The organism is Serratia sp. JSRIV006, assembly GCF_019968685.1.
GTDB classification, from domain to species: domain Bacteria; phylum Pseudomonadota; class Gammaproteobacteria; order Enterobacterales; family Enterobacteriaceae; genus Chania; species Chania fonticola_B.
Genome location: NZ_CP074137.1, coordinates 4,470,458 through 4,492,408, shown reverse-complemented (window position 1 = coordinate 4,492,408; position 21,951 = coordinate 4,470,458). Strand labels below are relative to the sequence as shown.

Here is a 21,951-nt window from a genome sequence, read left to right as displayed (position 1 = left end):
ATGCGTTGAGTTAGAAATTGAATTTCATTGGGCATCGCTTTCGGTTGTGTCATTTTGCACCGTGCTGTCACCGTCAGGGAGTTGGCGAGACAGCCAGAGAACAGGGGTTTATTTTGGATATGCGCAGACTGTTGACCCGCATTACCGGGTTGATGTTATTGGTTATGTTTTGGGCGCCGTTAAGCTGGGCCGCGCAAGGCTGGCAACCGCTGGCGGAAAAGATCAACAAAAGCGATCACGATCCGCGTGAATACCAGGCTATCAAGCTGGATAACGGCATGACCGTACTGCTGGTGTCCGACGCGTTAGCACCAAAGTCACTGGCTGCTCTGGCGCTGCCGGTAGGCTCGCTGGAAGATCCCAACAGCCAACTTGGCCTGGCTCACTACCTGGAACATATGGTACTGATGGGCTCCAAGCGCTATCCAGAACCCGAGAACCTCTCCGAGTTTTTGAAAAAGCACGGTGGTAGCCACAATGCCAGCACCGCGTCTTACCGCACTGCGTACTATCTGGAAGTGGAAAATGACGCTTTAGAACCCGCTGTCGATCGGATGGCCGATGCCATTGCCGAACCTATTTTGGATCCCGGCAATGCGGACCGCGAACGCAACGCGGTGAATGCTGAGTTAACGATGGCGCGCTCTCGTGACGGTATGCGCATGGCGCAGGTTGGGGCAGAAACCCTCAATCCGGCTCACCCTAGCGCACGTTTTTCTGGCGGCAACCTCGAGACGTTGCAGGACAAGCCAGGCAGCAAGCTGCATGAAGAACTGGTTAGTTTTTATAAGCGTTACTATTCTGCCAACCTGATGAAGGGCGTGCTGTACAGCAACCAATCCTTGCCTGAACTGAGAGCGCTGGCGGTCAAAACCTTCGGCCGCATTCCTAATCACGATGCGAAAGTGCCACCGATCACCGTTCCGGCGGTCACCTCGGAGCAGCAGGGCATCATTATTCATTATGTACCGGCGCAGCCGCGCAAGCAGCTGAAGGTCGAATTCCGTATCGATAACAACAGCGCCGAGTTCCGCAGTAAAACCGATACCTATATCAGCTACCTGATTGGCAACCGCAGCACCAATACGCTTTCTGACTGGCTACAGAAGCAGGGGCTGGCAGATGCCATCAATGCGGGTGCCGACCCGATGATCGATCGCAACGGTGGCGTGTTCTCAATCAGCGTTTCCTTGACCGACAAGGGGCTGGCGGAGCGTGACAAAGTGGTGGCAGCGATCTTCAGCTATCTGAAAATGCTGCGTGGTGAAGGGATCAAGCAAAGTTATTTTGACGAGATCGCCCATGTGCTGAATCTGGATTTCCGCTATCCGTCGATTACCCGCGACATGAATTACATCGAATGGCTGGTGGACACCATGCTGCGCGTGCCGGTAGAGCATACGCTGGATGCGCCGTACCTGGCCGATCGCTACGATCCTGAAGCCATTGCTGAACGCCTGGGGCAAATGACGCCACAAAATGCGCGTATCTGGTTTATCAGCCCGAATGAGCCACACAACAAAACGGCTTACTTTGTCGAGGCACCTTATCAGGTCGAGAAAATCAGCGCGGAACGCTTCGCGAAATGGCAGCAGTTGGGTAAAAATATCGCACTTTCTCTGCCGGGGCTGAACCCTTATATTCCGGATGAGTTTACCCTGAACAAGCCCTCACATGAGTTTATCAAACCGGAAATGGTGGTGAACCAGCCAGGGCTGCGGGTGCTGTATATGCCAAGCCGCTATTTTGCCGATGAACCCAAGGCCGATGTCACGGTAGCGTTGCGTAACGCCAAAACCATGGATTCCGCGCGTAATCAGGTGCTGTTCTCGTTGATGGATTATCTGGCGGGGATCTCGCTAGATGAGTTAAGTTATCAGGCTTCTGTGGGGGGGATTAGCTTCTCTACCTCGCCTAATAATGGCCTGATGTTTAGCGCCAATGGCTTTACCCAGCGTCTTCCACAACTGTTGACCTCGCTGATTGAAGGCTACTCCAGCTTTACCCCAACGCAAGAGCAGTTGGAACAGGCGAAATCCTGGTATCTGGAACAGTTGGATTCCGCAGAGAAGGGCAAAGCCTTTGAGCTGGCGATCCAGCCGGTACAGATGCTGTCCCGCGTGCCTTACTCCGAGCGTAGCGAACGCCGCGAAGTGCTGAAAACCATTACGTTGCAAGACGTGCTGGCTTACCGTGACAGCCTGATGGCCGGGGCCACGCCGGAGTTACTGGTAGTGGGCAATATGAGCAAGCAACAGGTGGACACGTTGGCTTCTTCACTGAAGCAGAGCCTGGGTTGTACTGGTCTGGAATGGTGGCACGGCGAAAATGTCGTGATTGCCAAAAACCAGTTTGCCAACCTGCAGCGCCCTGGCAGCAGCACCGATTCGGCGCTGGCGGCGGTGTATGTCCCAACGGGGTATGACGAAGTGACCAGCATGGCGTATAGCTCATTGCTGGGGCAGATCATCCAGCCGTGGTTCTACAGCCAATTGCGTACGCAAGAGCAGCTCGGCTATGCGGTGTTCTCCTTTGCGATGCCGGTTGGCCGCCAGTGGGGCATTGGTTTCCTGCTGCAAAGCAACAGTAAGCAGCCAGCCTATCTCTACCAGCGCTATCAAGATTTCTACCCGAAAACGGAAAAGCGCCTGCGTGAGTTGAGTGATGCCGATTTTGCCCAATACAAACAGGCCATGATCAATGAGCTGCAACAGCGTCCACAGACCTTAGGTGAAGAAGCGGGCCGCTTTAGCAGCGATTTCGATCGCGGTAATTTCGCCTTCGATACCCGTGAAAAGCTGATCGCTCAGGTACAGACTCTGACGCCTGCCAAGCTGGCGGATTATTTCCATCAGGCGGTGATTAAGCCACAGGGTCTGGCACTGTTGTCTCAGGTGAGTGGCAGCAGCCAGCAGAAAGCCGATTTTGCGGCGCCGGGTGAGGGTTGGGTGACCTATCCTAACGCCTCGTCCCTGCAAAAAACGCTGCCTCGTAAAGTGGCGACGCCATGACGAAAGGCGTTCCTCAGCGGCTTGATCCACTGACGTTGCCGCTGTTTGGTGAACGGCTGATCGAAGCCTCGGCAGGGACAGGGAAGACCTTCACTATCGGTGCTTTGTATCTGCGCCTGCTGCTTGGCTTAGGCCAGGCAGCAGCGTTTCCACGGCCGCTCACGGTAGAAGAGATCCTGGTAGTTACCTTTACCGAAGCGGCGACGGAGGAACTCCGGGGCCGCATTCGCAGTAATATCCACGCATTACGCATTGCCTGCGTACGCGGGCATAGCTCAGACCCGCTGTTTGCCGCGCTGATGGCGGAGATTGGCGATCTGTCAGAGGCCGCAGCGCAATTGCTGGCTGCCGAGCGCCAGATGGACGAAGCGGCGATCTACACTATCCACGGTTTTTGTCAGCGAATGCTCACTCACAACGCATTCGAGTCGGGCATTTTGTTTGAACAAACGCTGGTGCAGGACGAACTGCCGTTGCGCCGCCAGGCCTGCGCCGATTTTTGGCGGCGTCACTGTTATCCATTGCCACTGGGCGTTGCCCGGGCGGTCAGTCAGGAGTGGAGCGGCCCAGAGGCTTTGTTGAGCGATCTCTCGGGCTATCTGCATGGCGAAGCTCCCACTCTGCGTCAGCCGCCGAAAGATGACGAAACGGTGCTGATGCGCCATGAACAGATCGTTGCGCGGATCGATGCCCTCAAGGCGCAATGGCAGGCGGCGGCCGATCTGGAAGCACTCATCAGTCAGTCTGGCGTCGACAAACGCAGCTACAGCAGCAAACATTTACCCAACTGGCTGAATAAGGTGGGGGAATGGGCGGGGCAGGAAACCGAAGATTACCAGTTGCCCAAAGAGCTGGAGAAGTTCCGCCAATCGGTGCTGCTGGAGAAAACCAAAAAAGGTGAGGCTCCGCGGCATCCGCTGTTTGTGGCGATTGATGAGCTGTTTGCCGAACCCTTGACCCTGCGTGACCTGATCATGGCACGGGCGCTGAGCGAAATACGCCTTTCCATTCAACAGGAAAAACGCCAGCGTGCCGAACTGGGGTTTGACGATCTGCTCAGCAGGCTGGATGCGGCACTGCAAAGCGCCGGTGGTGAACAACTGGCGCTGGCGATCCGTCAGCGTTATCCGGTGGCGATGATCGATGAGTTTCAGGATACCGACCCACAGCAGTACCGGATCTTCCAGAAACTGTATGTTGGCCGGGAAGAGTGTGGCCTGCTGCTGATCGGAGATCCCAAACAAGCGATTTACGCCTTCCGTGGTGCAGACATTTTTACCTATATGAAGGCTCGTTCAGAGGTAAGTGCCCACTATACCTTAGAGACCAACTGGCGCTCATCACCGGCGATGGTTGGCAGCGTTAACCGCCTGTTTGCTCAGGTGGAAAAGCCGTTCCTGTTTGGCCAAATCCCGTTTATCGAGGTGGCTGCCGCAGCGAAGAATCAGGAACTGGTCTTCGAGTGGCAGAATAAGCCGCAACCGGCTATGCAATTTTGGCTGCAACCTGGGGATGGGGCCGGAGTAAGTGATTACCAACAATTAATGGCGCGCTTGTGTGCAGCCCAGATCCGCGACTGGCTGAGTGCCGGGCAGGCCGGAGAAGCCTGGCTGGTCAAAGGGGAACAACGCCGCCACGTTCAGGCATCGGATATTACCATTCTGGTGCGAAGCCGCGCCGAAGCAGCGTTGGTTCGTGATGCACTGAGCGCGCTGGCCATTCCCTCGGTTTACCTTTCCAACCGTGACAGCGTATTTGATACGCCAGAAGCCAAAGATTTACTGTGGTTGCTACAGGCGGTACTGGCACCCGAACAGGAGCGAACCCTGCGCTGCGCTTTGGCCACCGGGCTATTGGGGCTGGATGCCTTGACGCTGGATGGACTAAACCATAACGAGTCCGCATGGGATGATTTGGTCAACGAGTTTGATGGATATCGTAGCCATTGGTTGCGCCGCGGCGTGTTACCAATGCTGCGTGAGGTGATGGCCAAGCGGCATCTGGCAGAAAACCTGTTGGCCAGCCCTGGGGGTGAGCGCCGTTTGACCGATGTCATGCATTTGGGGGAACTGTTGCAGGAAGCCACGGCGCAACTGGATGGTGAACACGCGCTGGTGCGTTGGTTGGCACAACAGATCGCTCAGCCGAATCGCCAGTCGGACAATCAGCAACTGCGGCTGGAAAGCGACCGTCATTTGGTGCAGGTGATCACCATCCACAAGTCGAAAGGGTTGGAGTTCGATCTGGTATGGCTGCCTTTTGTGGGGAATTTCCGCCAGCAGCAACAGGTGCTGTATCACGATCGCCAGACCTTTAAAGCCCTGCTGGATCTGAATGCCAACGAAGAAAGCGTGGCCTGGGCGGAGGAGGAACGGTTGGCAGAGGATTTGCGCCTGCTATACGTGGCGCTGACCCGTTCGGTGTATCACTGCAGCATCGGTATTGCGCCGTTGTTCCTCGGTACGCGCAAGAAGCAGGGCGATACGGATTTGCACCGCAGCGCGCTGGGATATCTGGTGCAGGCCGGGCAGGCGGGCGATGCGGCCTATCTGCAAAACTGCCTGCAACAGCTGGCAACTCAGGGCATCGCGCTGTCGCTGGTGGATGCACCGGGTGAACAAAGCTGGCAGCCACAGATGGCCGCCGCCGCAGAACTGACGGCCAGGCAGTTTCCACGCAGGATGCAGGATTTCTGGCGGGTTACCAGCTATACCGGCTTGCAACAGCATGGCGCAAGCCGGATGCAGGAGCTGTTGCCGCGCCTGGACGTTGATGCCGTTGGTGAGGGCGATACGGCTACACCACCCGCATTGACTCCCCATACTTTCCCGCGCGGCGCGGCACCTGGAACCTTCCTGCACAGCCTGTTTGAGGAGTTGGACTTTACCCAACCGCTAGATGAACAGTGGCTGTTGGCGCAGTTACAACAGCAAGGGCTGGAGGAGCATTGGTTGCCGGTATTATCCGGCTGGATGCAGGTGTTGCTGAATGCGCCACTTAATAGCAGCGGCGTCGCGCTATCCGCCTTACCGGCGGGAGCCAGGCAGGCAGAATTACAGTTCTATCTGCCGATCGGTGGCTTGCTGCAAGCGCAGCAGTTGGATGAACTGGTAAAACGCTACGATCCCCTTTCTGCTGGCTGCCCGGCGCTGGATTTCCAACAGGTTCAGGGCATGCTGAAAGGCTTTATCGATCTGGTGTTCTGCTGGCAGGGCAAATATTACCTGCTGGATTACAAATCCAACTGGCTGGGCGAAGACAGCAGCGCCTATACCCAAGAGGCGATGGCGCGGGCGATGGCGGAACACCGCTACGATCTGCAATACCAACTCTATACCTTGGCGCTGCACCGCTATCTGGGGCATCGTCTGGCGGATTACGATTACCAGCGCCATTTTGGCGGGGTAATTTATCTGTTTTTACGCGGGGTAGATGCCGAGCATGAGGGCAACGGTATTTTTGCCTGTCGTCCGGAGTTCGCTCTGGTTGAAGGAATGGATCGCCTGTTTAGCGGTGAAACGGTCGACGTTGAGGATGGGCAATGATTGAGATTTTGCATCAGGCGTTGGCTCTGGGCGCCTTGCGACCGCTGGACGTTCAATTTGCCCAGGTGGTCGCCAACGATGATGAGCCGGATATTCTGCTGGCCGCCGCCTGCCTGAGCTCGGAGGCCGGTGCGGGCCACGTTTGTCTGTTGCTCGAACAATTATTGCCGGAAAATCTGTTTGGTGGCCGCCAGCCAGAGTTGGCCTTGGCTGCCTGGCAGGCCTGCGGGCAACCGGACGCGGCGAGTTGGCAACAGCGTCTGGCGGTCTCGCCAGCGATTAGCGATGGCAGTACGGCAACGCCGATGGTACTGCAACAGCAGCGGCTGTATCTGCAACGCATGTGGCAGAGCGAAGGTGACGTCGCCACTTTTATCAGCAGCGACAGCGTGCCACAGGAACTTGAAGAAGCGCAGCTGCGCACCATCCTCGATCGGTTATTTGGCGCAGCCACGGACGAACCTGATTGGCAAAAAATTGCCGCAGCGGTAGCGGCCACGCGCCGCATCGCGATTATTTCCGGCGGCCCCGGTACTGGTAAAACCACAACCGTCGCCAAGCTGTTGGCGGCGCTGGTGCAGTTGGCGGCCGGGGAGCGTTTGCGTATCCAGCTTGCTGCGCCTACCGGTAAAGCAGCGGCTCGTCTAACTGAATCCTTGGGAAGCGCTAGCCGTCAGTTGGACTTAACCCCGGAGCAACGTGCCTTGTTTCCTACGGAAGCGGCGACGTTACACCGCTTGCTGGGGGCTCAGCCAAACAGCCAGCGCATGCGCTATCACCGGGGGAACCCGCTGCATCTTGATGTGCTGATCGTAGACGAGGCTTCGATGGTGGACTTGCCCATGATGGCAAGGTTGATTGCCGCCTTGCCCCCCAAGGCGCGGGTCATCTTCCTTGGCGATCGCGATCAACTGGCCTCGGTGGAGGCTGGAGCCGTGCTGGGGGATATCTGCCGGTTTGCCGAGCAGGGATATAGCGAAACCCGTGCGGCACAGTTGTCGCGCCTGACCGGTTGCCCCTTGCAAGGGCAGCCAGCGCAGGCCGAGGCAGCGGTGCGCGATAGCCTGTGCCTGCTGCGCAAGAGTTACCGGTTTGATGCCAAATCCGGCATTGGCCAGTTGGCTTTGGCGGTGAATGCTGGCGATAGCAAGCGCGCCCTGGCGGCGTTGAATGGCAGCTATGCCGACGTGGCGGGTTATCCGCTGGCAGAAACCGAAGATTATCAACGGCTGTTGGATAACTGCGTTGCTGGTTATCGCGACTATCTGCGGCTGGTAGCAGAAGGGGCGGGGGCCGTAACGATCCTGGATGCCTTTGGCCGTTTCCAGTTGCTCTGCGCACTGCGCGAAGGGCCATTTGGCGTTGCCGGGTTGAATGAGCGTATCGAAAGTGGGTTGCAGCGTGCCGGTTTGATTCGGCGTAATCCTGGCCCCGCCGGTCGCTGGTATTTAGGGCGGCCGGTGATGATTGGCCGTAATGATAGCGCGCTGGGGCTGTTTAACGGCGATATAGGCATTGCCTTGCCCGGTGAGGGCGGCGATCTGCGCGTGCATTTCCAATTACCGGACGGCAGCATTAAATCGGTACAGCCTAGCCGCTTACCGGCGCATGAAACCGCCTATGCGATGACGGTGCATAAATCACAGGGTTCGGAGTTCGACCACACGGCGCTGGTGCTGCCGAATCATTTTCTGCCGGTACTGACCCGCGAATTGGTTTATACCGCCATTACCCGCGCGCGCCAGCGGCTTTCGCTGTATGCGGTAGACAAGGTGTTGGTGAGCGCTATCCGCACCCCCACCCAACGCCGCAGCGGCTTGGCAGACCGTTTGCAGATTGGGAAATAATAACGGTGGGCGTTTGCCATACAGACGTAAAAAAACCTGACTGGTGAGGTCAGGTTTTTTTAGTGTTCCAGCACGGAGCGGTAACTCTGGCCAGAGCGAGGTGCTCCCTTACTAACGTGCTCAGTATATAAACAGCGGCGGATAAAGGCAAATCATAGAGAAGCATTTTTGGACAAGTTCCAAGCCTCGCCCGAGAAAATTTAATGTTGTATAGTCATTGAGTTAGTTATGGAGATGCTTCGTTTCAGCCTTCTGTATGGCGGTATAACGTCTTGAAGTCCTGGCTGAATTGCGGGTGGTGCCGGGTTCAGTGCTCTGGCCGGAGCGAGGTGCTTCCTTACTAACAATGGAAGGAGCCGTTGTGACAGGCAAATGGAAGGGTAAGCAGCGGCGATCTCGCTCCATATGATGGAGAGACGGATGAAAACTTTGATCGATAAAGTTCTCATCGTTCTGAAAGCGCTCGTCGCGCTGCTAGAACTGATCCGCCTGTTGATCGACTGATAGCGGAAACGTAGCTAAGGCCAGGGTTAACCATATCCTGGCCTTTAACATTTACTCAGCTTGTCCCACTACGTTCAAAGATCGGCCAACAGGATCTTCGAGCGGCGTTGGTAGTTATATAAAGCCTGCTTCTGCATCGGCAGCACGTCGACGTCCGCCGGAGTGAAGCCGCGCTCCTGGAACCAGTGGATGCTGCGTGTGGTCAGCACAAACAGCTTCTGTAGCCCCATCTGGCGCGCCTGGCTTTCTACCCGCTGCAGCAGCATCTCGCCCCGCGACGAGCTGCGGTAATCCGGATGCACCGCCACGCAGGCCATCTCACCAATCTTTTCTTCCGGGAACGGATAGAGCGCCGCGCAGGCGATGGTCAGGTTATCGCGTTCGATAATCGTGAACTTGTCGATCTCCATCTCCAACTGTTCGCGCGAACGGCGGACTAAAATCCCCTGTTGCTCCAATGGGCGGATCAGCTCAAGTATCCCACCGATATCATTGATGGTCGCCCGGCGTACCTGCTCGGCGCTCTCCATAACGATTTGGGTACCGATACCGTCGCGTGAAAACAGCTCCTGTACCAGTGCACCATCCTCCTGATAGCTGATCAGGTGGCTGCGGCGTACCCCGCTGCGGCAGGCCTTTACCGCGCCGCGCAGGAAGCGTACGGTGCCGGAATGGTAGTCACCTGCCTCTTCCAACTGCTCGATACGTTTTTGTGCATCGTTGGGGAACAGTTCGGAAAGAATATTGCCTTCTGCATCTGTCACCCCTTGTGATGAACAGAAGCCGATCATTTTCTCGGCCTTCAGCTTGATTGCCAACTGGGTGGCGACTTCTTCCGAGGTCAGGTTAAAGCTTTCGCCAGTCACCGATACCGCCACCGGGCCAATCAGCACGATGGCCTTACTATCGAGTTGGCGATGAATGGCTTCTTCATCAATACGGCGGATACGGCCGCTGTGGCAATAATCGACGCCGTCATCCACGCCCAGCGGTTGGGCGATAATAAAGTTGCCGCTCACTACGTTGATGTGCGCCCCTTGCAATGGGGTGTTATTCAGGCTCATGGAAAGCCGTGCGGTAATATCCAGCTGTAACAAGCCGGCGGCCTGCTTGACCAGCTCTAGCGTATGGGCGTCGGTCACCCGGGTATGCTTATGGTAAATCGGCTCGTAGTTATGCTGTGCCAGATTGGCGTCAATCTGCGGCCGCGCACCGTAGACCACCACCAGACGAATGCCCAGGCTATGTAACAGCCCGATATCATTGACGATACTGGAAAAGTTTTCATGTTCAATAGCTTCGCCACCCAGCATGACGACAAAGGTCTTGCCACGGTGAGTATTGATATAGGGAACTGAGTGACGGAATCCTTGCACCAGCTCTGTACTACGTTCCTTCACGGCAAGACCTCATTTGCATATTTATACGGTATTTTTGTATTTTTATTCTTTTATTGCGCCAAAGGCAAGCAGGAAATGACAGTGATTTTTCTGACAAATGCGCTAACTGATTAATAAATTGAAAGATCATAAAAAGATTTTCTGATGACAGCGGTGAATGGATTGGGTAAAGTTTTTGCCATTGTTTTTTTTTGCTGTTTTTTTAATCGTTATTTTTACCGGAGCCGCATGCCTAACTCTAATCACAATCCGGGTCGCCGTCGTTTGTTGCAGGGGGTTGCTGCAACCTGGTTGCTGAGTGTGAGTCGCGTTGGTTTCGCCGCTGCTTCTCATGTGATTGCCGTTCGTGTCTGGCCTTCCTCGACCTATACCCGAGTCACGCTGGAATCCAATGTCCCGCTAAAATACAAACAGTTTGCCCTGACCAATCCAGAACGCATCGTGGTGGATGTGGAAGGGGTACAGCTGAATAGCGTGCTTAAAGGCATCGCCGGACAGGTGCGCAAAGAAGATCCCTATCTGAAACAGGCGCGGGTCGGCCAGTTTGACAAGAATACCGTCAGGCTGGTGCTGGAACTCAAGCAAAGCGTCAGCCCAAATATGTTTACCCTGACTCCCGTCTCGGAATATCGTAACCGCCTGGTAATGGATCTTTATCCTACCAAGGGGGGCAGCGGTGAAGAGTATGATCCGCTGTTGGCGTTACTGGAAGATTACAACAAGGGCGATCTGGAGCGGACGTTACCGGCAGAAGCACCACAGGCCGGTAAGGCAGGGCGCGATCGGCCGATTGTGATCATGCTCGATCCTGGGCACGGCGGGGAAGATCCGGGAGCCATTGGCAAAAATAAAACCCGTGAAAAAGATATCGTGCTGCAGATTGCCCGTCGTCTCAGTGCGCTGATCAAACGCGAACCCAACATGAAAGTGTTTATGACGCGTAATGAAGACGTGTTTATCCCATTAAAGGTACGTGTAGCCAAAGCGCGTAAGCAGCGGGCCGATCTGTTTGTCTCGATCCACGCCGATGCCTTCAGCAACCGTGCGGCACGCGGTTCCTCGGTGTTTGCGCTTTCTACCAAAGGGGCAACCAGCAACGCCGCCAAGTTTCTGGCGCAAACCCAGAACGCCGCCGACGATATCGGCGGAGTCAGCAAGAGTGGCGATCGCTACCTGGATCACACCATGTTCGATCTCTTGCAGACCGCCACCGTCAATGACAGCCTGAAATTCGGTAAGGAAGTGCTGAATCGGATGGGTAAAATTAACCGTCTGCATAAGAATCGTGTCGATCAGGCTGGCTTTGCCGTATTGAAGGCCCCGGATATTCCGTCGATCCTGGTGGAAACGGCGTTTATCAGCAATCTGGAAGAAGAGCGCAAGCTGCGCACCAGCCATTTTCAGCAGCAGGTGGCGCAATCTATTCTGGCCGGGATCAAAGCCTATTTCGCCAACGGTGGCGCATTGGCACGGCGTTAAACCAGGCGTAGCCCAAGGAGGGGCGGCGTAGTTAATTGGGAAGGTAGGGGGAAATTCAGATACAAAAAAACACCCGTTAAGGTGCTTGTCTGATGTTATCAAGATTGGTTGCGGGGGCCAGATTTGAACTGACGACCTTCGGGTTATGAGCCCGACGAGCTACCGGGCTGCTCCACCCCGCGTCCGTCTTGATACTGATATTATCGAACCAACCCTTCATGTGATACCGCTATTGCCGTATCGGTTGGTTGCGGGGGCCGGATTTGAACCGACGACCTTCGGGTTATGAGCCCGACGAGCTACCAGGCTGCTCCACCCCGCGTCCGTATAATACCTTTTCTTTCATCGAATCCAACACATTTTTGATACCGTTATCACAGTATCGGTTGGTTGCGGGGGCCAGATTTGAACTGACGACCTTCGGGTTATGAGCCCGACGAGCTACCAGGCTGCTCCACCCCGCGTCCGATGGAAGCGCACTATACTCTCCAGGCATTTTGTTGCAAACCCTTTTTGCATATAATTCACCGAAAGCCATTTTTATGCTGCATTAGCCCCCAATTTGCGTTTTTTTTCATCATAATCATCTGGCTGGGAATTTTTAGCGGTAGCGATTCCTTTATCTATGGCCGTTTGTTATCGTTCAGCCAGTTTACCCGTATCCATTGGGTATGGAACATATCAGTCTGAGAGAGTGTGCAATGAAAGGACGTTGGGGCAAATACCTGCTCGGTGGGTTAGTGATTGCGGTACTGGCCGGTTGTTCGTCAAAACCGACCGACCGGGGGCAGCAGTATAAAGATGGTCATCTGGATCAGTCGCTGGAGTTGGTGAATCGCCCCAATGCCAGAGGCGCCCCGATCAACGGCCAGGATTACGCCAACCAGCTGATGGAGATTAAATACGCTTCGCCGTCGCTGTTTAACCGCAATAACGCCACCTATCAGGCGGTGCAAAACTGGATGGCGGCGGGGGCGGATACGCGCCAACTGAACCAGTTCGGCCTCAGCGCCTATCAGATGGAAGGCGTCGATAGCTATGGCAACGTCCAGTTCACCGGCTATTACACCCCGGTGCTGCAGGCGCGTTATACCCAACAGGGCGAATTCCGCTACCCGCTGTACAGCATGCCAGCCAAAGGCAAGCGCCGCCTGCCGGATCGTGCCGGTATCTACTCAGGGGCGCTGGACAGCCGTTACATCATCGCTTACACCAACTCCCTGATGGATAACTTCATGATGGAAGTGCAGGGCAGCGGCTATGTCGATTTCGGCAATGGCCAGCCACTGGTGTTCTTTGGTTATAGCGGCAAGAACGGCCATGCTTACCGCAGTATCGGCAAGGTGCTGATCGATCGCGGTGAAGTGGCCAAGGCCGACATGTCAATGCAGGCCATCCGCCAGTGGGCGGATACCCACAGCGAAGCCGAGGTGCGCGAACTGCTGGAGCAAAACCCGTCGTTCGTGTTCTTCCACCCGGTGCCTTTTGCTCCGGTGAAAGGGGCCAGCGCGGTGCCGCTGATTGCCAAAGCCTCCGTGGCCTCCGATCGCTCCCTGATCCCGGCCGGTACCACGTTGCTGGCAGAAGTCCCGCTACTGGACAACAAGGGCAAGTTCACGGGAAAATATGAAATGCGCCTGATGGTCGCTCTCGACGTGGGTGGCGCCATCAAGGGCCAGCACTTTGACATGTACCAGGGGATTGGCCCAGAAGCCGGTCACTCGGCAGGGTTCTATAATCACTATGGCCGGGTCTGGGTATTGAAAGGCGGTAATCCTGGGGCACAGCTGTTTAGCGCCAATCAACCGTTGACCGCCTCGAGTGGTTCCCAGTTGGTTACCCGCTAAGAACGATGGCATATAGCTTGACCCGCAGGGCCGGATCTTCCGGCCCTGCCTATTTGCAACCAAGGTAAGTAAAGCAAAATGAGTACAGCCTATTCAGAGGCCTATCTACAGCGTTTTGGCGGCACGGCACGCCTGTACGGCCAGCCGGCATTGGCCCTGTTTGCCCAGGCGCACGTTTGTGTGATCGGCATTGGCGGGGTCGGTTCATGGGCGGCTGAAGCGCTGGCACGCACCGGCATTGGAGCGATCACCCTGATCGACATGGATGACGTCTGCGTCACCAACACCAATCGGCAGATCCATGCTTTGCGCCAGCATGTTGGCCAATCGAAAACCGAAGTGATGGCGGAACGGATCCTGGCGATCAACCCGGAATGCCGGGTGACCTGCGTAGATGATTTTATTACCCCGGACAACGTCGCCGAGCTGTTGAACCATAATTTCAGCTATGTGATTGATGCGATCGACAGCGTGCGGCCCAAAGCGGCGTTGTTGGCCTATTGCCGACGCTACAAGATCCCGGTGGTGACTACCGGCGGTGCTGGTGGGCAGATCGATCCTACGCAGATCGCCGTGGCCGATCTGGCCAAAACCATCCAGGATCCGCTGGCCGCCAAGCTGCGTGAAAGGTTGAAGAACGACTTTAACGTGGTGAAAAACAGCAAAGGCAAGCTGGGGATCGACTGCGTCTTCTCCACCGAGCCGCTGGTATATCCGCAGCCGGATGGTTCAGTATGCGCCTCACGCAGTACCGCAGAAGGGCCGAAAAGAATGGATTGCAGCGCGGGTTTTGGCGCGGCGACCATGGTCACCGCGACCTTTGGCTTTATTGCCGTCTCCCACGCGTTGAAGAAGATGGTGGCAAAGGCGGCACGTCAGGCATAGCTGGCAGCGATGGCGTGTACCCTGGCCGCCAAGGCTGCCAGGCCGCTGGCTCGGGTGGCGCTGAGCTGGGCACGCAGCGCCAAGCTGTCAAACAGGGCCAAAGGATCGATAGCTAAGACCTGCTGAGGCGTTTTGCCTTCGACTGCGGTCAGCAGGATCGCCAGCAGGCCGCGCACAATGCGTCCTTCGCTGTCGCCATAAAAATGCAGTGTTCCATCTGCCAACCGCTGGTGCCCCAACCAGACCCGGTTTTCGCAACCGCTCAGTTCCATCTCCGTTTGCCGTAGATCGGCCGCCAGCGATGGCAAGCGTTTCGCCAGCATGATCAGTTGGCGGTAACGGTCTTCCCACTGTTTTAGCGGGCTGAAGGTTGTTATCAGCGTCTCGGCGGTGATTTCACGGCCAAAAGGGTGAGGGGCAAGCATCGGTTCTCCGTTGTGCATCTTATTCCGCCAGTAGTTCGATGGCGTTAGTTAACGCCAGCACCAGAGCATCGACGTCTTGCGGCGTATTATAAGGCGCAAATGACGCACGTAATGTTCCGCTGACCCCTAATGCGGCGATCAAAGGTTGGGCGCAGTGTTGGCCCGCGCGTACCGCGATGTTCTGTTCGGCTAACAGGGTGACGATATCGCTGTGGTGGATCCCGGCGATATCAAAGGCCAGCAGGCTGGAGCCGGAACTGCGGAAGCTGCGAAATCCGGGTAACTGCTGCAAACGCTGTTCGGCATTTTGCGCCAGGGCGCGGCTGTATTGCTCGGCGGCGGCCATATCCTGCGTTTCCAGCCAGCTCAACGCGGCACCCAACCCCAGCACTCCGGCAATATTTGGCGTACCGGCTTCAAAACAGTGCGGTGGTTTTTGTGGCGTAAAGCCGCTGAAAGAAGCCTGCGTCAGCATTTTCCCCCCGCCTTGCCATGGCCCCATTTGAGCCAGCAGCGCGGTTTTGCCATACAACGCACCAATGCCAGTTGGGCCATAGAGTTTATGCGCTGAGAAGGCGTAGAAATCGATATCGAGCCGCTGAACGTCGGCAGGGCAATGCACAATGCCCTGTGCGCCGTCGATCATCACTACCGCGTTCACCGCATGGGCCAACTCAATAGCCAGCGCGATATCCGGGCAGCCTCCCGTGACGTTGGACATTTGCCCCAAGGCCAGAATGCGGGTTTTCTCGCACAACAGCGTAGGGAGCAGCGTCAAATCTGGCAGGCGATCGGGGCCAAGCGGCAGCTTCACCACTTCGGCACCGGTCTGTTCTGCCACCATCAACCACGGGATCAGGTTGGCATGATGCTCCGCCTCGCTAACCAGGATCTGATCTCCCGGCTGCAGGCGTGGGCGAGCATAGCTCTGCGCGACTAAATTGATGGCTTCCGTGGTGCCGCGGGTCCAAACGATGTCGTCCGCACAAGGGGCATTAATCAAGGTGGCAACCTGCTGGCGTGCCTGCTCAAAGCGCTGGGTCAAATCCTGTGCCGCACGATGTTGGCTGCGGTGTACGGTGGCGGCATCTGCGCTGTAAAACTGCTGCGTGGCGTCGATCACCGCCTGCGGTTTTAGCGCGGTAGCGGCACTGTCCAGATAAATTCCTGCCTGTTGAAGGGCCGGGAACTGGCTGCGGAACAAGGTAGGCTCAAAAGGCTTCATCGGCTGATTATCAGTGGCTTTGTCAGCCATTGATCCTGTCCTATTTTGCCGTCAGAGACAAGTTATCCCGAACAATTGTCGCTGTTTCCTGGAAATCTGACGAAAGTTTGTTATGCTGAATATTGGCGTTCGAATGAGTCCCTTAAATAACAGAAATGATTTTTACAGCATTTTTATCTACAAGGAGTCACAAATGAACAAGACAGCCGCAGTTATCTCTGCCCTGATGCTCACGTTTACCCTGGCAGCCTGCTCAAGTAACTACGTCATGCATACCAGCGATGGGCGCACCATTGTCGCCGATGGAAAACCCAAGGTGGATGACGATACCGGGATGATCAGCTACAAAGATGCCAACGGCGTTGAGCAGCAGATTAACCGTGCCGATGTGAAGGAGATGGTTGAAGGTAATCAGTAACTTCCAGGCAAAAAAAAGCACCGCGAAGTTGGCGGTGCTGCATAAAATCACTATGGACAGACAGGGTAAATGTACAGGAAGTGAAAAACAGTAGCCTAGCTACCATGTCCGAATTGGCGGACAAATTGCAAACACAACATCACAACCACAAGCCAAAAGTTCATCGGCGTCTTCGACACCCAATCCCTTTTCGTTCCGGCCCAGGAAGTGTCGCCACTATAGGTATTTACTGGCGCATGCTCAACGGACAATTTATAATGGCTCGGATTAAAAAAACTAATGGCAATAGTCCACGCGGATGGGCTAGTGGCGTTATGTATCATGCAGCCTGATCTCGTTTGCGAAACCCGGCGGTCATTTGTTACATAAATGTAACTAAAGCCGATGAATTGCAAATTGGCCGCTCTGGCGTGTCCCTGCGCTCGCGGCATTTTTCGGCACAGCTAGGTAGCGGTAAGGACGCGTTCAGCCGACAACGCCGCAGTTTGCCATACAAAAGGGTCAATGAATGTCTAAACGTCTCCCTCCTCTTAATGCTCTGCGGGTTTTTGACGCGGCAGCCCGCCATTTGAGCTTTACCAAGGCGGCAGAGGAGCTGTTTGTTACCCAGGCCGCAGTCAGCCATCAGATCAAGTCTCTGGAGGATTTCCTGGGGCTGAAACTGTTTCGACGACGCAACCGTTCTCTGTTGCTGACGGAAGAGGGGCAGAGTTATTACCTGGATATCAAAGAGATTTTCTCTTCGATCAATGAGGCAACACGCAAGCTTCAGGCACGCAGTGCCAAGGGGGCTCTGACCGTCAGCCTGCCGCCCAGTTTCGCCATTCAGTGGCTGGTGCCACGTCTTTCCAGCTTTAACTCAGCTTATCCGGGGATCGATGTGCGCATCCAGGCCATTGACCGCGAAGAAGAAAAGCTGGCGGATGACGTTGACGTGGCGATCTTTTATGGCCGTGGCAACTGGCCGGGAGTACGCGCCGAGCGTCTGTACGCGGAGTATCTGCTGCCGGTTTGTTCTCCCAGCCTGTTAATGGGCGATCATGCACTGAAAGTGCCGGGCGATCTGGCTTATCATACGCTTCTGCATGATACTTCACGCCGCGACTGGCTGGCATATACCCGCCAACTGGGGTTACAGCATATCAACGTGCAGCAAGGGCCAATCTTTAGCCATAGTGCCATGGTGGTACAGGCGGCCGTTCATGGCCAGGGGATTGCGCTGGTGAATAACGTGATGGCGCAAACCGAGATCGAAGCCGGTCGGCTGGTCTGCCCGTTTAACGATGTGTTGGTAAGTAAAAACGCTTTTTATCTGGTATGTCATGACAGCCAGGCAGAACTGGGTAAAATAGCCGCCTTTCGCCAATGGATCTTGGCGCGTGCGGCCAGCGAACAGGAGAAGTTCCGCTTTCGCTATGAACAATAAAGCCGGCTGCGGTGACGTTGTGGCTGGTGGATCTCGATTAAGGTGAATAATGATGAGTAGCCGTTCTATGCTGATTTTTGCTGCTATCAGTGGTTTTGTCTATGTTGCTCTGGGCGCGTTTGGTGCGCACGTATTGAGTAGTGCGCTCGGGGTCAATGAAATGGCCTGGATCCGCACCGGGCTTGATTACCAGGGGTTCCATACTCTGGCGATCCTGGGGCTGGCCGTTGCCATGCAGCGTCGGGTCAGCCTGTGGTTTTACTGGAGCGGAGCGCTGTTGGCGCTCGGCACCGTGTTGTTCAGCGGCAGCCTGTACTGTCTGGCGCTGTCTCACCAAAAGGTTTGGGTTTATGTCACGCCAGTGGGCGGGACCTGCTTCCTGATCGGTTGGGCATTGATGTTGATTGGCGCTTTGCGTCTGAGGAAAAAGGCCGAGCGCCATGAATAAGATCGCGTTGTACTGCCGCCAAGGCTTTGAGAAAGAGTGCGCGGCGGAAATTACCGACAAGGCCGCCCAGTTGGAAGTGTTTGGTTTTGCCAGGGTTAAAGACAACAGCGGCTATGTGCTGTTTGAATGCTATCAGCCGGACGATGCCGATCGCCTGGCGAAAGAAATCCCGTTCCGTGAGCTGATCTTTGCCCGCCAGATGCTGGTGGTGGGAGAACTGCTGCGTGATTTGCCACCGGAAGATCGGGTTTCACCGATTGTCGGCATGCTGATGGGCGTGGTCGATCGCGGCGGTGAATTACGGGTAGAAGTACCGGATACCAACGAAAGCAAAGAGCTGCTGAAGTTCTGCCGCAAGCTGACTGTGCCGCTGCGCGGCGCATTGCGTGAGCAGAAAGTGCTGATGGCGCGTGAGAATCCCTCTCGCCCGGTGGTACACGTGTTCTTTATCGCGCCGGGCTGTTGCTACGTGGGATATTCCTATAGCAACAACAACTCCCCGTTCTATATGGGGATCCCACGCCTGAAGTTCCCGTCCGATGCGCCAAGCCGCTCTACGCTGAAGCTGGAAGAGGCTTTCCACGTTTTCATCCCGGCAGACGAATGGGACGAGCGTTTAGGCAGTGGGATGTTTGCGGTCGATCTGGGGGCTTGCCCTGGCGGCTGGACCTATCAGTTGGTCAAACGCAGCATGATGGTGCATTCGGTGGACAACGGCCCGATGGCCCCGAGTCTGATGGATACCGGGCAGGTGACCCACCATCGTGTCGACGGCTTCCGCTTTGAGCCGACCACCAGCAAAAACTACTGGGTAGTGTGCGATATGGTGGAGAAGCCGGCAAAAGTGACCAGCCTGATGATCCAATGGTTGCTCAAAGGCTGGTGCCGTGAGGCGATCTTTAACCTGAAGCTGCCGATGAAGAAGCGCTACGAAGAGGTGGCGCAGAACCTGCAAAGCATCCACGAAGCCTTGGCCAACGAGGGGATTAGCGCAGAGATCCACGCCAAGCAGCTGTACCACGATCGTGAAGAGATCACCGTACACGTGCGCCGCATGTGGTCGGCCATTCCCGGCCGCCGCGACGAGCGCGAGTAAGGCGTAAGGGCGTTGCTGTTGGCAGCGCCCTTAATTTATTGGCAAACGTAACTGTTGCAGATTGCCGTCCAGCGTCAGATCGGTACGCAAAGTGGCGACCTGCTTGCTGATATAGGCCAGCTCGCGGTGCTCTAACAGCTTGCTGTGCCACTTCTCCGGCACCTGTTCCAGGTGTTGATACAGACCATCCAGACTCCCCATCTGTTGCAGTAGCAATACCGCCGTTTTTGGCCCGATACCGGCAACGCCTGGGATCTTGCTGCTACCAATGCCTGCCAGCCCCCAATAATCCGTGAGCTGTTGCGGTAACACTCCAAACTCTTGCTGCACAAACGGCATATCCAACCAGCGTTTCTGGAAGTAGTCACGGATCTGTACGCTGGGTGCCAGCAGCTGGCAGTAGCCTTTGTCGGTAGAGACAATCGTCACCTGGTGCCCGCCTGCGGCAATTTTGGCCGTCAGCGTCGCAGCCAGATCGTCCGCCTCATTGCCAGCCGAATGCCAACTGGCCACCCCAAGCTCGGCAAACGCTTCGCGCAGCTGCGGCATTTCCTGATGCAGGTTTTCCGGCATCGGCGAACGCCCGGCTTTGTAATCGGGCAGAATTTGATGTCGCCAGCTCTCGCTACGGTCGTCTTCGTCGAACACCGCCACGGCGTGGGTGGGCTGGCTGTGTTGAATCAACTGCTGTAGCGCATGCTTGCAAGCGTTGACACAAGGGGAGCCTTGCACCGCATGAATGCGGCGAATTAGGTTCAGAGCATCGACAATCAGTAAATGTATAGGCATAGGCAAGGCAACAACGTCAGAAAATTAGGGCGGCTATGACGCCGCCCAGAGGTGAGGATCAGGCTACAATCTCGTAGCAAGGCACGTAGGCGGTTCCCGGCAGTTTCATGCGGTGCTGGGCGACAAAGCCCTGCAACAGGTTATCCATCTGCTTCATCATCAACGGATCGCCATGCAGCTTGTAAGGGCCGAACTGTTCGATGGCATGGATGCCGTTCTCCTTCACGTTACCCGCTACGATCCCTGAGAATGCACGGCGCAGGGCTGCAGCCAACTGTTCCGCCGGTTGATTCGGGTACAGGTTGAGGTTGGCCATGTTTTCATGGCTTGGCTCGAAGGGGAGCTGCAGGTCCGGTGCAATGCGCATCGACCAGTTAAAGCTGTAGGCATCACCGGTATTGCGGCGGTTTTCTTTCACCAGCGGCATGGCCTTTTTCATCTGACGGGCCACTTCGGCCGGATCGTCGATGATGATGGTGTAGTGACGGCGGGCCTTCTCGCCCAGCGTATTCATGATGAATTCGTCCAGCACGCGGAAATAATCGGCGCTCTCTTTCGGCCCGGTGAGGATCAGCGGCAGTACCTGCTCGCTATTTTCCGGGTTCATCAGAATGCCCAACAGATACAGCAGTTCTTCCGCTGTACCGACCCCGCCAGGGAAAATGATGATGCCGTGCGCGATCCGCACAAAGGCTTCCAGACGTTTTTCGATATCTGGCATGATCACCAGCTCGTTAACCAGTGGATTCGGCGGCTCGGCGGCAATAATGGAGGGCTCGGTCATGCCGATAAAGCGGCTGTTGTGGTAGCGCTGCTGCGCATGGCCGACGGCGGCCCCTTTCATTGGCGCTTCCATCGCCCCTGGCCCACAGCCGGTACAGATATTCAGCTCGCGCAGGCCCAGCTGGCTACCGACCTTACGGGCATAAAGATATTCGTTTTCATTGATCGAGTGGCCACCCCAGCATACCACCATATTCGGGTCTTCGTCGAGGTGAAGCGTGCGGGCATTACGCAGGATGGAGAACACCAGATTGGTGATATGAATGGAGTCTTCCGAATTCAGGTGTTGGAAACGCCCGGCGCTGTCAATTTGGCCGTGGACAAACAGGATATCGCGCAGCACCGCAAACAGGTTGGCCTGCAATGAACGAATAATGCGGCCATCAACAAAAGCCTCTTCTGGCGGGTTCACCAGCTCCAGTTTTACGCCGCGTTCACGGCGCAGTACGTTGATATCAAAGTTTTCATAACGCGATAGCAACTGTTTGCTGTTGTCGGTCTGGCTGCCGGAGTTTAACACCGCCAGGGAGCAGTTGCGGAACAAACGGTACAGGTCGCTGCTGGCGGTACGCTTCAGCATGTCTACTTCCAGCTGCGACAACAAATCCATAGCGCCAAGTGGGCTGATATGTGTAATCAAGGTAACTCCTTTGCGCCCATAAATAGGGCGATAATAATCCTTACCTGTCTCTGTGCACTGCGGTAAGAATTTTGTATTGCCTACTGGAATGCCTGAGCAAAAAGCGGGCACTCTTGATTTAACCTTACCGCCGTCTCCGGATTTTTACCAATACAAACCGCCTGTTAGCTCAGTTGTTGAGCA

Annotated in this window: 16 protein-coding genes and 3 tRNA genes; 11 read left to right on the top strand and 8 right to left on the bottom strand. The window is 55.8% G+C overall.

Annotated features, from left to right (window positions below):
- The first annotated feature begins 119 nt into the window (after positions 1 to 119).
- The 4 genes from ptrA (at position 120) to dinQ (ending at position 8,907) form a co-directional block, all read left to right on the top strand.
- The gene (gene ptrA / locus KGP16_RS20795) at positions 120 to 3,011 is read left to right on the top strand and encodes a pitrilysin (protein ID WP_223500270.1); all 2,892 of its coding nucleotides are present in this window, start codon (positions 120 to 122) and stop codon (positions 3,009 to 3,011) included.
- Positions 3,008 to 6,556, top strand: a complete 3,549-nt coding sequence (recB, locus tag KGP16_RS20790) for an exodeoxyribonuclease V subunit beta (RefSeq protein WP_223500269.1) — start codon at positions 3,008 to 3,010, stop codon at positions 6,554 to 6,556. Before ptrA ends, recB begins: the two co-directional genes overlap by 4 nt.
- Positions 6,553 to 8,403 (top strand): exodeoxyribonuclease V subunit alpha, encoded by a 1,851-nt coding sequence (gene recD / locus KGP16_RS20785; protein ID WP_223500268.1) that lies wholly within the window; start codon positions 6,553 to 6,555, stop codon positions 8,401 to 8,403. The genes recB and recD overlap by 4 nt, the downstream gene beginning before the upstream one ends.
- 405 nt (positions 8,404 to 8,808) lie before the next feature.
- Positions 8,809 to 8,907 (top strand): damage-inducible type I toxin DinQ, encoded by a 99-nt coding sequence (gene dinQ / locus KGP16_RS27730; RefSeq protein WP_371822644.1) that lies wholly within the window; start codon positions 8,809 to 8,811, stop codon positions 8,905 to 8,907.
- Positions 8,908 to 8,981: 74 nt separating this feature from the next.
- Here dinQ and argA read toward each other — a convergent pair whose 3' ends face one another.
- Positions 8,982 to 10,307: an amino-acid N-acetyltransferase gene (gene argA, locus KGP16_RS20780; RefSeq protein WP_021179881.1), complete on the bottom strand. Its 1,326-nt coding sequence runs from the start codon at positions 10,305 to 10,307 to the stop codon at positions 8,982 to 8,984.
- A 228-nt stretch (positions 10,308 to 10,535) separates the two neighbouring features.
- On the opposite strand from argA, the gene amiC reads away from it, so the two are divergent.
- Positions 10,536 to 11,786 carry an N-acetylmuramoyl-L-alanine amidase AmiC gene (gene amiC / locus KGP16_RS20775; RefSeq protein WP_021179882.1) on the top strand — a complete coding sequence of 417 codons (1,251 nt, stop codon included), beginning with the start codon at positions 10,536 to 10,538 and terminating at the stop codon, positions 11,784 to 11,786.
- Between the two features lie 105 nt (positions 11,787 to 11,891).
- On the opposite strand, the gene KGP16_RS20770 is transcribed toward amiC, so the two are convergent.
- The 3 genes from KGP16_RS20770 to KGP16_RS20760 form a co-directional block, all read right to left on the bottom strand.
- Positions 11,892 to 11,968: transfer RNA gene (locus KGP16_RS20770), tRNA-Met, on the bottom strand.
- 63 nt (positions 11,969 to 12,031) lie between these two features.
- A tRNA-Met gene (locus KGP16_RS20765) sits at positions 12,032 to 12,108 on the bottom strand.
- A gap of 65 nt (positions 12,109 to 12,173) precedes the next feature.
- Positions 12,174 to 12,250 (bottom strand) — tRNA-Met (locus tag KGP16_RS20760).
- 237 nt (positions 12,251 to 12,487) lie between these two features.
- Between KGP16_RS20760 and mltA the strand changes: the two genes are divergently transcribed.
- Positions 12,488 to 13,633, top strand: coding sequence for a murein transglycosylase A (mltA, locus tag KGP16_RS20755; protein WP_021179883.1), 1,146 nt, complete (start codon positions 12,488 to 12,490; stop codon positions 13,631 to 13,633).
- 78 nt (positions 13,634 to 13,711) lie between these two features.
- Complete coding sequence (gene tcdA / locus KGP16_RS20750) at positions 13,712 to 14,518, top strand: tRNA cyclic N6-threonylcarbamoyladenosine(37) synthase TcdA (RefSeq protein ID WP_021806123.1); 807 nt, start codon at positions 13,712 to 13,714, stop codon at positions 14,516 to 14,518.
- Here the strand turns inward: tcdA and csdE are convergent.
- Both csdE and csdA read right to left on the bottom strand, forming a co-directional pair.
- Positions 14,509 to 14,943, bottom strand: coding sequence for a cysteine desulfurase sulfur acceptor subunit CsdE (gene csdE / locus KGP16_RS20745; protein ID WP_021179885.1), 435 nt, complete (start codon positions 14,941 to 14,943; stop codon positions 14,509 to 14,511). The two genes, tcdA and csdE, sit on opposite strands and share 10 nt — an antisense overlap.
- Positions 14,944 to 14,962: 19 nt before the next feature.
- Entirely contained in the window at positions 14,963 to 16,168 is a 1,206-nt protein-coding gene (gene csdA, locus KGP16_RS20740; protein WP_024529486.1) for a cysteine desulfurase CsdA, read from the bottom strand.
- A gap of 193 nt (positions 16,169 to 16,361) precedes the next feature.
- Here csdA and KGP16_RS20735 point away from each other — a divergent pair, with 193 nt between their 5' ends.
- The 4 genes from KGP16_RS20735 to rlmM all read left to right on the top strand — a co-directional run bounded on the left by KGP16_RS20735 (position 16,362) and on the right by rlmM (position 19,556).
- The gene (locus tag KGP16_RS20735; protein ID WP_021806121.1) at positions 16,362 to 16,586 is read left to right on the top strand and encodes a YgdI/YgdR family lipoprotein; all 225 of its coding nucleotides are present in this window, start codon (positions 16,362 to 16,364) and stop codon (positions 16,584 to 16,586) included.
- A 508-nt stretch (positions 16,587 to 17,094) separates the two neighbouring features.
- A complete protein-coding gene (locus KGP16_RS20730; protein WP_021806120.1) occupies positions 17,095 to 18,012 on the top strand; it encodes a transcriptional regulator GcvA in 918 nt (305 codons plus the stop codon).
- Positions 18,013 to 18,064: 52 nt separating this feature from the next.
- Positions 18,065 to 18,460: a DUF423 domain-containing protein gene (locus tag KGP16_RS20725; protein WP_024484299.1), complete on the top strand. Its 396-nt coding sequence runs from the start codon at positions 18,065 to 18,067 to the stop codon at positions 18,458 to 18,460.
- Entirely contained in the window at positions 18,453 to 19,556 is a 1,104-nt protein-coding gene (gene rlmM / locus KGP16_RS20720; protein ID WP_021179890.1) for a 23S rRNA (cytidine(2498)-2'-O)-methyltransferase RlmM, read from the top strand. The genes KGP16_RS20725 and rlmM overlap by 8 nt, the downstream gene beginning before the upstream one ends.
- A 30-nt stretch (positions 19,557 to 19,586) precedes the next feature.
- Here rlmM and xni read toward each other — a convergent pair whose 3' ends face one another.
- Positions 19,587 to 20,345 (bottom strand): flap endonuclease Xni, encoded by a 759-nt coding sequence (gene xni / locus KGP16_RS20715; RefSeq protein ID WP_021806119.1) that lies wholly within the window; start codon positions 20,343 to 20,345, stop codon positions 19,587 to 19,589.
- A gap of 58 nt (positions 20,346 to 20,403) precedes the next feature.
- On the bottom strand, positions 20,404 to 21,768 hold the full coding sequence (gene ppnN / locus KGP16_RS20710; RefSeq protein WP_021179892.1) for a nucleotide 5'-monophosphate nucleosidase PpnN: 1,365 nt from the start codon (positions 21,766 to 21,768) through the stop codon (positions 20,404 to 20,406).
- Between the last annotated feature and the right edge of the window lie 183 nt (positions 21,769 to 21,951).